Source organism: Kribbella sp. NPDC005582, from assembly GCF_040605415.1.
Taxonomy (GTDB): Bacteria; Actinomycetota; Actinomycetes; order Propionibacteriales; family Kribbellaceae; genus Kribbella.
Genome location: NZ_JBEXCU010000005.1, coordinates 373,444 through 386,427 on the forward strand (window position 1 = coordinate 373,444; position 12,984 = coordinate 386,427).

A 12,984-nucleotide genomic window follows, 5' to 3' on the forward strand; every position below is an offset into this window, starting at 1 on the left:
CGGTCGCGACGCGCGGACAAGCGAGGTTTCCGGCCACTTTCTGAAACCCTGAGAGGGCTGCCCGCCCCCGGACCGGTTACGGTGCGTGGACAAATACGTTGTCGACGGCCGTACTCTGTCTGCGGACGGGCCGATCGGGCACGGGGGAACACGACGGGTGCGAGAGGAGCACGGTGGCAGGGGCAACAGGGACGAAAGCCGCGACGACGGGGACGTCGTCGTCGGGTGGTCGACGTCTGGTGATCGTCGAGTCGCCGAAGAAGGCGCGGATGATCGCGGGCTTCCTGGGCGCCGGGTACGTGGTGGAGTCGAGTTTCGGCCACATCCGGGACCTGCCGAAGGGCGCCGACGAGATCCCGGCCAAGTACAAGGGACTGCCCTGGGCCCGGCTCGGCGTGAACATCGAGGACCACTTCGACCCGCTGTACGTCGTCCCGGCCGACAAGAAGGCCCAGATCCGCAAGCTGAAGGATCTGCTCAAGGAGGCCGACGAACTCTTCCTCGCCACCGATGAGGACCGCGAGGGCGAGGCCATCGCGTGGCACCTGCTCGACGAGCTGAAGCCGAAGGTCCCGGTCAAGCGGATGGTCTTCCACGAGATCACCCCGAAGGCGATCCAGGACGCGGTCGGCGCGGCCCGGGACATCAACGAGTCGCTGGTCGACGCCCAGGAAGCCCGCCGCATCCTGGACCGGCTGTACGGCTACGAGGTCTCGCCGGTGCTGTGGAAGAAGGTCATGCCGAAGCTCTCGGCGGGCCGGGTGCAGTCGGTCGCGATCCGGATGGTGGTCGACCGTGAGCGCGAGCGGATCGCGTTCCGCTCCGCGTCGTACTGGGACCTGGACGCCAAGCTCGACGCCGGCGAGGGCAAGACGCCGCGGATCTTCCCGTCCCGCCTGGTCTCGGTGGACAGCCGTCGGGTCGCGCAGGGCCGGGACTTCGCCTCCACGGGTGAGCTGAAGAACGCGAGCACCGTCCACCTGGACGAGTCGACCGCCACCGCGCTCGCCGCGGCGCTGCGGGACTCCACGTTCAAGGTGCGCTCGATCGAGTCCAAGCCGTACACGCGCAAGCCGTACGCGCCGTTCCGGACCACGACGCTGCAGCAGGAGGCCGGGCGCAAGCTCAACATGTCCGCCTCGCAGACGATGCAGATCGCGCAGCGGCTGTACGAGAACGGCAACATCACCTATATGCGTACCGACTCGGTCACGCTGTCCGACACCGCGATCACCGCGGCCCGGGCGCAGGTCCGCGAGCTGTACGGCGCGTCGTACCTGCCGGACAAGCCGCGGGTCTACACCTCCAAGGTGAAGAACGCGCAGGAGGCCCACGAGGCGATCCGGCCGGCCGGTGAGCACTTCCAGACGCCGGCGCAGACGGGCCTGTCGGGTGCGGAGTACCGGCTGTACGAGCTGATCTGGATGCGCACGATCGCGTCCCAGATGAAGGACGCGGCCGGGAACAGCGTCTCGATCAAGATCGACGCCAAGGCCTCGACCGGGGAGAACTGCGAGTTCACCTCGTCCGGCCGGGTGATCACCTTCCACGGCTTCCTGAAGGCGTACGTCGAGGGTGCGGACGACCCGTCCGCCGAGACCGACGACCGGGAGACGCAGATCCCCGACGTCTCCGAGGGTGACGAACTGCCGGCCACCGAGGTGCTGGCCTCCGGCCACGAGACGAAGCCGCCGGCCCGCTTCACCGAGGCGACGCTGATCGCCCAGCTGGAAGAGCGCGAGATCGGCCGGCCGTCGACGTACGCGTCGATTCTGGGCACGATCCAGGCCCGCGGTTACGTGTACAAGAAGGGCACGGCGCTGGTGCCGGCCTGGCTGGCGTTCGCGGTGGTGCGGCTGCTCGAGCAGCACTTCACCCGGCTGGTCGACTACACGTTCACCGCGTCGATGGAGGACATCCTCGATGAAGTTGCCGCTGGCAACCTTCAGCGCGAGGGCGTGCTCGGGAACTTCTACTTCGGCGACGGCGACACCGAGGGCCTGCAGTCGATGGTCACCGACCTCGGTGACATCGACGCCCGCGAGATGTCGACGTTCCCGGTCGGCGGTGACGACAGCGGTGTGGTCGTCCGGGTCGGCCGCTACGGGCCGTACGTCGAGGACAAGGACGAGCGGCGTGCGAACGTACCGGAGGACCTGCCGCCGGACGAGCTGACCGTCGAGAAGGCCCAGGAGCTGCTGGAGCAGCCGTCCGGGGTCGAGATCGAGCTCGGCGAGGCGCCGGACACCGGTCTGAAGGTGGTCGCCAAGGCGGGCCGCTTCGGGCCGTACGTCACCGAGGTCCTGCCCGAGGACGCGCCCAAGAGCGCCAAGCCGCGGACCGGGTCGCTGCTGAAGTCGATGCAGCTGGACAGCATCGGGCTCGACGACGCGATGAAGCTGCTGTCGCTGCCGCGGGTGGTCGGCAAGGACCCCGAGAGCGGTGACGAGATCACCGCGCAGAACGGGCGCTACGGGCCGTACCTGAAGAAGGGCACGGACTCGCGGTCGCTGGCGACCGAGGACCAGATGTTCGACATCACCCTCGAAGAGGCGCTGAAGATCTACGCCGAACCGAAGCAGCGGGGCCGCCGCGCGGCCGCACCGCCGCTGAAGGAGCTCGGCGCGGACCCGGAGTCCGGTCAGCCGGTCGTGGTGAAGGAGGGCCGCTTCGGTCCGTACGTCACCGACGGGGAGACCAACGCGACGCTGCGCAAGGACGACTCGGTCGAGACGATCTCGCTGCTGCGCGCGGCTGAGCTGCTGGCCGACAAGCGGGCTCGCGGGCCTGTGAAGAAGAAGGCGCCGGCGAAGAAGGCAGCGGCCAAGAAGACGGCCGCGAAGAAGACCACGACGAAGAAGACCGCCGCCAAGAAGACGGCTGCCAAGAAGACGACGGCGAAGAAGACCACCGCCAAGAAGACGACGGCGGCAAAGAAGTCCTGAGGGTCTCCCATGACTGCATCGATGCCACGCCTCCGGCGAGGCGGGTCAAGGGGCCGTGACTCTCTCCCTACGCTCCTCAGTCCAGGTCGGGAGGCCTCATGACCAGTGCGGTTGAGGTCAGTGCGCAGCGGTTGCGGGATCGGGGTGAGCGGGTGACCCCGGCCCGGCTCGCGGTGGTCGAGGTGCTCGCCGGGACCGAGGAGCACCTCAGCGCCGAGCAGATCGGCGAGCGGGCCGAGGCGCTCCGGCCCGGGATTCACCGGGCCACGGTGTACCGGGCGCTGGACGCGCTCGGCGAGTTCGGGCTCGTGACGCACGTCCACCTCGGCCGCGCCGGGACGACGTACCACCTGGCCGGGGATCTGGCGCCGCGGCACCTGCACCTGCGGTGCTCGGAGTGCGGGACCGTGTACGACGCTCCTGGCGACATCTTGGAGTCCGCCCGCAAGAAGGTCCTCCGGGAGCTCGGATTCCACCTCGCGCCCGAGCAGGTCGCGCTCGTCGGCGTGTGCAAGGAGTGCCGACCGTAACGCAAACTGTCCATATCTGTTGATCGGTGTGGATTTGTGCGCAGGTGTGGGCTTAGGCTCATGACCTGTGACCTATGTCGAGGACTTTGCCCCCGGTGAGAACGTGCTGCCGCCGCGCGCCTGGCTGGATGACGACGCCGCGCGCGTCCCGCTGACCGGTGACTGGAGCTTCCGGCTGTCGCCGACCGTGGCGGATGCGCCGGACGACCTGAAGGACCCGGACACCTCCGGCTGGGACACCCTCGCGGTGCCCGGGCACTGGCAGCTCAGCGGGTACGGCGCTCCGGCGTACACGAACATCGTGTATCCGTTCCCGCTGGAGCCGCCGTACGTGCCGACGGACAACCCGACCGGCGACTACGTGCGGACGGTCGCGGTGCCTGCCGAGTTCGCGGGTGCGCGGATCGTGCTGCGGTTCGAGGGCGTCGACTCGCGGTTCGCGGTGTGGGTGAACGGCTCGTTCGTGGGCTGGTCCTCGGGGTCGCGGCTGCCGAGCGAGTTCGACTTGACCTCGCTGGTGACGGCGGGCTCCGAGGCGCGGATCGCCGTCCGGGTGCATCAGTGGTCGGCCGGCTCGTACGTCGAGGACCAGGACATGTGGTGGCTGTCCGGGATCTTCCGTGAGGTCAACCTGCTGGCGCTGCGGCCGGATGCCGCGACCGACGTCTTCGTGCACGCGTCGTACGCCGACGGGGTCGGGACGCTGCGGGTGGACGCCGACGTGGCCGGGACTGTCGTCGTACCGGAGTTGGGTTTGTCGGTGGCGACCGGCGAAGAGGTCACGGCGCCGGTCGAGCCGTGGAGCGCCGAGAGCCCGCGCCTGTACGACGGTGTGCTGCGGACCGACGGCGGTGAGGTTCGGCTGCGGATCGGGTTCCGGACGATCGCGATCGTCGACGGCGTGTTCACGGTGAACGGGAACCGGGTGCTGTTCAACGGCGTGAACCGGCACGAGTTCCACCCCGACCGCGGTCGCGCGCTGACCGAGCAGGACATGCTGGACGACGTACTGATCATGAAGCGGGCCGGAATGAACGCGGTCCGGACGAGCCACTACCCGCCGCACCCGCACTTCCTGTCGCTGTGCGACGAGTACGGGCTGTACGTCGTGGACGAGTGCGATCTGGAGACGCACGGCTTCGGGTACGAGCCGCAGCCGCCGAACCTGCCGAACCCGGTGATGGACCCGCGCTGGCGCGACGACCTGGTCACCCGGATGCAGCGGATGATCGGCCGGGACAAGAACCACCCGTCGATCGTGATCTGGTCGCTCGGCAACGAGTGCGGGATGGGCGAGAACCTCAAGGCGATGTACGACGCGGCGAAGGAGCTCGACCCGTCGCGGCCGGTGCACTACGAGCGCGACACCGAGGCCGAGTTCGTCGACATCTACTCGCGGATGTACACCGACCCGGCCGGGTGTGCGGAGATCGGGGCGGATCGCTCGAAATACCGGAACCTGCCGTTCATCCTGTGCGAGTACGGGCATGCGATGGGTAATGGACCGGGTGGGCTGCTCGACTACCGCGAGGTGTTCGAGAAGTACCCGCGCTGCCAGGGCGGCTTCATCTGGGAGTTCATCGACCACGGTCTGCGGACGACGATCGACGGCCGCGAGGTCTACGCGTACGGCGGCGACTTCGGCGAACCGATCCACGACGGCAACTTCGTCTGCGACGGCCTGCTGTTCCCGGACCGCACGCCGTCGCCGGGCATGCTCGAGTTCAGCAAGGTGATCGAGCCGCTGCGCATCGTTGCCGACGGCAAGGGTGGGGTCACGGTCACCAACCACTACGAGGTGCTCGACACCTCGCATCTGACGTTCCGTCTCGTGACTGAGGTCGAAGGCGAGCGTGTCGGCTCCGGCACGCTGACTGTCCCGCCGATCGCTCCGGGCGAGACGGTCACGCTCGACCTCCCGCCGATCGACGCCTCCCAGCCTGAGACCTGGCTGACGGTGTCGGCCGAGCTCACCGAGTCGACGCCGTGGGCAGAAGCGGGCCACCGAATCGCGTGGGGCCAGGTCCGCCTCGACGAGCCGGCTCTCCGGCCGGCTCCCCGAGCCGGTGCTGCGGGTGACACCCAGGCGGCCGCGGGTGTGCCGGCAGATGTTGTCGCGGGCATGCGTGGGATCAGCTTCGGTTCGGTTGCTGACGCTCGGCTGGAGGTTTGGCGGGCGCCGATCGACAACGACGCACAGCCTGGCGTTGCCGACGCTTGGCGCGAGGAAGGTCTGCACCGCGTGCAGCACCGCGTCGTGTCAGCCGGTGAGCGCGACGGCGCGTGGGAGGTCGTCACGCGGACGGCTCCGCCGGCACTGCAGTGGGGTCTGCGCAGCACCTGGCGCTGGACTTCTGTCGACGGCGGTGTGCAGCTCGAGCTGAACGTGGAGCCGGAAGGCCAGTTCCCGAAGGTACTGCCGCGGCTGGGCATCACGTTCGAGGTACCGAAGGTCGACCGCGTCGAGTGGTTCGGCACCGGCCCCAACGAGGCGTACGTCGACACCCGCGAAGCCGCCGCGGTCGGCAAGTACGCGTCCACGGTCGCCGGCCTGCAAACGCCGTACGTGCGTCCGCAGGAGAACGGTCACCGCATCGACACCCGCTGGGCGCAGCTCGACGGCCTCCGAATCGATGCCGTAGGCACCCTTTTCGGCCTCACCGTCCGCGACTGGACCACCGAGGACCTGGAAACCGCCACCCACACGGCGGCCCTCCAGCCCCACGACAAGACCTACGTGACGTTGGACATCGCCCAAACCGGCGTAGGCACCGCCGCCTGCGGCCCCGCCCTCCCCGACCGCGACAAACTCCACACCGCCCCCGCCACCCTGGTCCTTCGCTTCACCCAGTAGGCCGGCACCGTACGGACCGACTGTTAGTAGTGCTGCAATTCCGCCCGCCTGGGGTTTCTCCAGGCGGGCGGTTCGCTGTGCCGACCGACTACTAACAGTCCTTCGGTACGGGTTCAGATGGCGATGGCGGGGCGGGCGGGGATGGGGGCGGTGGTGGGGGCTCGGTAGGCCTGCCAGGCGTTGGTCAGGCGGGCTACTGATTCGGTGAGGGTGGCCTCCGGGGTGTGGAAGTGGAGGCGGATGTGGTCGGCGCTGGTGTTGGTGATGTCCAGGCCGGCGCCGGGGAGGACGGCGATGCCGTGGCGGAGGGCGGTTTGGGCGAAGGAGGTGCCGTCGCCGGAGGGGAGCTGGATCCAGAGGACCTGGCCGCCGGTGAGGGTCGGGTAGCGCCAGGTGGGGAGGTGTTCCGAGAGGAGCGTTGTCAGGTGGGCGTGGCGGGACTGGAGGGTGGCGCCTACGTTCAACGAGTCCAAGAGAGGGACTAGGTGCGCAGCGGCTAGTTGGGCGGGGACGTTGCCGCCTAGGTCGTGGACGGCGCGGAGGCGTGCCAGGCGGCTGATGAAGGGCGCCGCGGCGCGGATCCAGCCGATGCGAAGGCCGCCCCAGATGCTCTTGCTGAGCGAGCCGATCGAGATCACCGAGGGCCCGTACGCCGCCAGCGCGGTCGGTCGGTCCTGGCCGGGGAAGCCGAGGCCGGCCGGTACCTCGTCCTCGATCAGCGGTACGTCGGCCGCTGCCGCGGCGCGGGCGAGCCGCTGCCGGTCCAGTCGAGGCAGCACCGCTCCAGTGGGGTTGTGGTACGTCGGAATCACGTACGCCAAGGCTGGACGCCGCTCCCGCACCGCAGCCTCGAAGCCGTCCAACCCAACTGGCAGCCCACGCAACACCGCACCCTGCTCCCGGAACACCTCCAGCGCTCCCGGAAACGTCGGCGCCTCCGCCAGCACTTGATCACCAGGCGACACCAGCGCATGCGCCAGCAACGACAGTGCCTGCTGACCGCCGTTCGTGACGAGCACCTGCTCGGCCACGGTCGGTACGCCGTACTGCGTGTAGCGGGCGGCGATCGCCGTACGGAGAGCGAGGTGGCCGTAGGGGTAGTAGCCGATGTCGCCGCTGATCGCAGTGAGCTCCGGGATGATCCGGCTGTATGCCTCGGCCAGCTCCGGCGGTGGTTCACCGGGTGCTGCACAGATAGCAAGCAGTACGCCGTCGTCCCGCGTCTCCAATGAGCCCAAGAAGATCGGATCGGCCGGCAGGTCCTCGGACGCCACCGGCGTACCGGCGACACGCGTCCCACTGCCCTGGCGGCGGGTGATGCGGCCTTCTGACCGCAGCAGGTCGTAGGCGGCGACCACGGTCGTGCGGCCGACGGCGAGTGCCTCGGCCAGGGTGCGGTCGGGCGGTAGCAGTGCGCCGGCTGGCAGTTCACCGTCGTCGATGAGTTGCCGCATCCGGGCAGCGAGCAGCACATACAGAGGCCCTCGACCGGATGACCACCGGCCGAGACGGTCACAGAGCTCGATTGGTCTCATTGCCAAACCAATTCTGCCGGATTGGCTCTGGGGTGACCAGCCCTCGCACCAGACGATGAAAGGCATGGCGACCTTCCCACGCAACCCCATCCAGTCCCTGTCCGATTCGCACCCGCAGTACGACCTCGGTGAGAGCTACGGCCCGGAGCTGCGCCTCTCCGACCTGCTCACACCGGAGCTCGCCGAGCTGGACCTCGGCTATGGCACTGGGCAGGGCGATGAGCGTCTGCGGGCCGCGATTGCTGCTGTCCACAACGTCGACGCCGACCAGGTCGTCGTCACGATCGGCGGTCAGCATGCGATCTTCCTGCTGGCGTACCTGACTGCTGATCATGGACAGGTCGTGACCACTGCACCCCTGTTCCCCGCTGCCCGCAACGTGTCTGAGGCGGTCGGTGCGGAGGTCAGAGTGGTCCCGTTGACCTTCGACAACGGCTACCGGTTGCAGGCGGCCGATGTCGTCGCCCAGCTGACCCCCGACACCAACCTGGTCAGCCTGGCGAGCCCCCAGAACCCTTCCGGTGTGGCCATCCCGCTGGAGGTCTTCCGCGAGATCTATGAAGCCATGGCAACCATCTGCCCAGCGGCGTACCTGCTGGTCGACGACACCTACCGCACCGCCTCGTACGGCGACGATCCGATCGCAGAGTCCGCTCTGTCGCTCGGCGACAAGGTGGTGACGGTGGCATCGCTGTCGAAGTGCCACGGAGCGGCCGGCCTACGCACCGGCTGGGCGATCAGCAAGGATCCGGACCTGATCGAGCGACTGATCACCGCGAAGTTCAGTACCGTGGTGACAGGCTCGCCCTTGACGGAGGCGCTCGCAGTGCGGGTGTTCGACCTGCAGGACGAAATCCTCGCGGTACGTCGGCCTTGGCTCGCGGAAGGCGTGGCCGCGACGGAGGAATGGGTGCGAGCGAACGACGACTTGGTGGAGTGGGTGCGTCCGGATGCCGGGGCGCTGTGCTGCATCCGGCTGAAGCCGGCGGTCAATCTGAACCGGTTCCGCGCGGTGGCGGCGGAGCTGAGCATTCGGCTGGCCGAGGGGGAGTGGTTCACCGACGAGCCCCGGGTCTTCCGCCTGGGGTTCGGCTACCCGCCGCCGGTGGAGCTCAAGACGGCCCTCGACGTACTGACGACTGCGCTGCACAAAGCTGTCCATCCGTCCGACTAGTCTTGGCGGCGTGCCGGAGGTATATGACCCGCTGACCGATCCTGCACCGGCGCACGATGTGCGCGCGGTGTTGCGGATCCGGGCGTTCCGGCGGCTGTGGATCGGGTTCGGGCTCTCCAGTCTGGGTGACTGGATCGGGCTGCTGGCGCTGACCGCGATGGCGAAGTCGTTCGCCGGTGACGATTACCAGGCGGCGAACTTCGCGATCGGCGGCGTGCTGTTCCTGCGGGTGCTGCCGGCGCTGGTGATGGGTCCGGTGGCCGGCTGGGTGGCCGACCGCCTGGACCGGCGCGCGACGATGATCATCGGCGACCTGATCCGGGCGGCGTTCTTCGTCAGTATTCCGATCGTCGGCACGCTCACCTGGGTGCTGGTGGCCACGGTGCTGATCGAGATCGTCAGCCTGATCTGGGGACCGGCCAAGGACGCCAGCGTGCCGAACCTGGTGCCCCGGCACCGCCTCGAGGCGGCCAACCAGCTCAGCCTGATCACGACGTACGGGACGGCCCTGCCGGCCGCGGCGATCTTCACCGCGATCACCCTGGTCAGCCGTTGGGCCGGCGATTTCGCCATCGACCTCGCGGTCTACGTCAACGCCGCCACCTTCGCCATCTCGGCGGTCGCGATCATTTCGGTCTCCGAGATCGGCCGTGCGGTCCACGACCACGAGGACCACCCGACGCTGTGGCGGACCATGGTCGAGGGCTGGTCCTACGTCACCGGTACGCCGGTCGTCCGCGGACTCGTGGTCGGGATCTCCGGCGCGTTCGCGGCCGGCGCGGTCGTGATCGGCCTCGGCCGCACCTACGTCGAGGACCTCAAAGCCGGCGACCCCGGGTACGGCGTTCTGTTCGGTGCTGTCTTCGGTGGTCTCGCACTCGGGATGGGGTTCGCGCCGCGGATCTTCTCCGGACTGTCCCGGCGGCGGCTGTTCGCGGCCGGTCTGGTCGGCTCGGGGATTTGCCTGGCCGGCCTGGCGCTGATCCAGCAGATCGAGATCGCCACGATGATCGCGATCCTGCTCGGCTTCAACGCCGGTGCGTCGTGGGTCTCCGGTTACACGCTGCTCGGTCTCGAGGTTCCGGACGCGGTCCGCGGGCGGACGTTCGCGTTCGTGCAGTCCGCCGTACGGACCGTGCTTGCGGTGACACTGGCGATCGCGCCGTTCGCGGCTGGTGCGATCGGGCGGCACACCTACTCGATCTCCGGTTACTCGGTGACGTACAACGGCGCCTCGATGACGATGCTGATCGCCGCGGTCGTGGCGGGCGTGATCGGCTTGCTGGCTTGGCGGCAGATGGACGACCGGCCCGGCGTACCGTTCTGGCGGGACCTGCGGCGCAGCTTCGGCAAGACGCCCGGGGTCTATCCGACGACCGGGTTGTTCATCGCCCTCGAAGGCGGTGAGGGCGCCGGGAAGTCGACGCAGTCCGCGCTGCTCGTGAAGTGGCTGGAGGAGCAGGGCCAGCAGGTTCTGCTGACCCGGGAGCCGGGTGCGACCGACCTCGGGCAGAAGCTGCGCGAGATCATCCTCGATCCCGCCACCGGTGACATCTCGCACCGCGCCGAAGCGCTGATCTATGCGGCCGACAAGGCCGAGCACGTGGACTCGATGATCAAGCCCGCGCTCAAGTCCGGCACCGTCGTGATCACCGATCGGTACGTCGATTCCGCGCTCGCCTACCAAGGCTCGGGGCGCGACCTGGACCTCTCGGACGTCGAGCGGGTCAATCGCTGGGCCACCGACGACCTGCGACCGAACCTGACCATCGTGCTCGACCTGCCACCGAAGAGCGGTCTCGGCCGGTTCACCGAGCGGGACCGGATCGAGGCCCAGTCCGCCGAGTTCCACGAACGCGTGCGGACGGCGTTCCTCGAACTCGCCGCCGCCGAACCGCAGCACTACCTCGTCCTCGACGCGACCCAGGACCGCGAGCAGATCGCCCAGCAGATCCGCGCCCGCCTGCAACCGCTACTCCCGAAGGTGACCTGACATGACAGTGTGGGACGACCTGGTCGGGCAGGAGCCGGCGGTCGCCGTACTGCGGAAGGCGGTGGGTGGCGCGTCGGCAGCGGTGCGGGGTGAGTCCGGGGCTGCCGTGGTCGGGATGACGCATGCGTGGCTGATCACCGGGCCGCCGGGGTCGGGGCGGTCGAACGCGGGGCGTGCGTTTGCTGCCGCTCTGCAGTGTCCGAACGATGGCTGTGGCGAGTGCAAGGACTGCCAGACGGTGCTCACCGGAGCACATCCGGATGTGTCGCTGATCCGCACCGAGCTGTTGTCGATCCGGGTCAGTGAGATCCGAGAGCTGGTTCGCCGGGCCGCGATGAGCCCGACGCAGGGCCGCTGGCAGGTGATGGTGATCGAGGACGCCGACCGCCTCACCGAGCAGGCCGCGGACGCGCTGCTGAAGAGCATCGAGGAGCCCGCGCCCCGGACGGTCTGGGTGCTGTGTGCGCCGACGGTCGAGGACGTCGTACCGACAATCCGGTCGCGGTGCCGGTTGCTGGTACTGCGGACCCCGCCAGTGAACGCGGTCGCGCAGATGCTGGTCAGCAAGCTAGGGATCGACGCGGACCTGGCCGGGTTCGCGGCGCGGGCCGCGCAAGGGCACATCGGGCGGGCCCGGGCGCTGGCGCGAGACGAAGAGGTTCGGGCGCGGCGGTCGAAGGTGCTGGAGGTGCCGTTCGCGCTGCGGGATCTCGGGGCTTGTCTAAAGGCTGCGCAGCAGCTGGTCGAGGCGGCCAAGGAAGAAGCCAAGGCGAGCGCGGAGAAGGTCGACGAGAAGGAGCGCGCCGCGCTCGAGCAGGCACTCGGCGTCGGGACCAAGGGCGCCAAGCCGCGCGAGGCGAACGCAGCGCTGAAGGAGCTCGAGGACCAGCAGAAGGCCCGCGCCAAGCGCTGGGAACGCGACGTGCTCGACCGGTCGCTGGTCGATCTGATGGCGTTGTACCGCGATGTGCTGGTGGTGCAGACCCGAGCTGGGGCCGAGCTGATCAACGCCGAGCTGACCCGGCAGATCGAGGGTCTGGCCGGTCGTACGACGCCGGAGCAGACGGTTCGGCGGCTGGCCGCGATCACCGGTTGCCGCGAGGCGATCGAGACCAACGTCGCGCCGCTGCTGGCGCTCGAGGCGATGACGATCGGGCTCTTCGAAGGCTGAGATGGCGGTCCGGTGAGCGGACAGCCCTTGTAACACCGGCGCTGGTCGGCGCGATGTCCGTATGTCCGAGCAAAACAGCGCGCTCGGTCGAACGGCCCCGAACGGACACACATGACCCAGCCGCCCTCCCCGATCCAGCCTGCGCGGCCGTCGCTTCCTTCGGCCGAGTCGTGGTTGGCCGGCGTACCGACGCCTGCGCAGCAGCGGCAGGACCGCTATGCCGTCGCGGCGTTGGTGACGAGCCTGCCTGGGCTGGTGCCGGTTGCCGTGGTGCTGGCCGGCATCGCGCTGCGGCGGATCAAGCGCAACGGCGGCCGCGGCAAGCGGTTCGCGTACGGCGCTCTGGTGGTCTGCCTGTGCTGGGGAATCTTCACCGGGGTCGCGGTCGCGCTCGGGTTGTACGGGCAGTTGCGGGACGGGATCGGGCGGACGGTGCCGATCGCGCAGGTCGAGGTCGGGCGGTGTTTCGACGCGGACCTGGAGGCGGCGACGCTGCGGATGGCGCGGATCGCGAACTGCAAGACCGAGCACAGCGGTGAGGCCTACGCGAAGGTGCGGGCCGACCTGGCCGGGCGGACCACCGCGGAGACCCAGACGATCGCGACCGGAGCCTGTACGACGGCCTTCGGGGCGTTCGTGGGCAAGCCGTACGAGCAGTCGGACCTGGACATGTACTACGTCGTCCTGGAAGATCGTGCTGTTGCTGACGGCAACGTGTTGTGCCTGGTCGGGATGCCGGGAACCCGGTTGAGCGGTAGCATGCGCGGGTCGCAGCGGTAACT

8 protein-coding genes are annotated in these 12,984 nt (G+C 68.9%); 7 read left to right on the forward strand and 1 reads right to left on the reverse strand.

The genetic code is table 11. The features are described from left to right. The first annotated feature begins 173 nt into the window (after window positions 1-173). From topA to ABZS29_RS28210, 3 genes are all read left to right on the forward strand, one after another. Window positions 174-2,945 (forward strand): type I DNA topoisomerase, encoded by a 2,772-nt coding sequence (gene topA / locus ABZS29_RS28200; RefSeq protein ID WP_355466209.1) that lies wholly within the window; start codon window positions 174-176, stop codon window positions 2,943-2,945. Window positions 2,946-3,043: 98 nt separating this feature from the next. Next, window positions 3,044-3,475, forward strand: coding sequence for a Fur family transcriptional regulator (locus tag ABZS29_RS28205; protein WP_355466211.1), 432 nt, complete (start codon window positions 3,044-3,046; stop codon window positions 3,473-3,475). 67 nt (window positions 3,476-3,542) lie between these two features. Beyond that, window positions 3,543-6,329, forward strand: a complete 2,787-nt coding sequence (locus ABZS29_RS28210; protein WP_355466213.1) for a glycoside hydrolase family 2 TIM barrel-domain containing protein — start codon at window positions 3,543-3,545, stop codon at window positions 6,327-6,329. 113 nt (window positions 6,330-6,442) lie between these two features. Here the strand turns inward: ABZS29_RS28210 and ABZS29_RS28215 are convergent, their stop codons facing one another. After that, on the reverse strand, window positions 6,443-7,783 hold the full coding sequence (locus tag ABZS29_RS28215) for a PLP-dependent aminotransferase family protein (protein ID WP_355466215.1): 1,341 nt from the start codon (window positions 7,781-7,783) through the stop codon (window positions 6,443-6,445). Window positions 7,784-7,928: 145 nt separating this feature from the next. Here ABZS29_RS28215 and ABZS29_RS28220 point away from each other — a divergent pair, with 145 nt between their 5' ends. From ABZS29_RS28220 to ABZS29_RS28235, 4 genes are all read left to right on the forward strand, one after another. Continuing rightward, a complete protein-coding gene (locus tag ABZS29_RS28220) occupies window positions 7,929-9,038 on the forward strand; it encodes a pyridoxal phosphate-dependent aminotransferase (RefSeq protein ID WP_355466216.1) in 1,110 nt (369 codons plus the stop codon). Between the two features lie 10 nt (window positions 9,039-9,048). Beyond that, window positions 9,049-11,031: a dTMP kinase gene (tmk, locus tag ABZS29_RS28225; RefSeq protein WP_355466218.1), complete on the forward strand. Its 1,983-nt coding sequence runs from the start codon at window positions 9,049-9,051 to the stop codon at window positions 11,029-11,031. A gap of 1 nt (window position 11,032) precedes the next feature. Continuing rightward, the gene (locus tag ABZS29_RS28230; RefSeq protein WP_355466220.1) at window positions 11,033-12,202 is read left to right on the forward strand and encodes a DNA polymerase III subunit delta'; all 1,170 of its coding nucleotides are present in this window, start codon (window positions 11,033-11,035) and stop codon (window positions 12,200-12,202) included. A gap of 111 nt (window positions 12,203-12,313) precedes the next feature. Then, window positions 12,314-12,982, forward strand: coding sequence for a DUF4190 domain-containing protein (locus ABZS29_RS28235; protein ID WP_355466222.1), 669 nt, complete (start codon window positions 12,314-12,316; stop codon window positions 12,980-12,982). The last annotated feature ends 2 nt before the right edge of the window (window positions 12,983-12,984 follow it).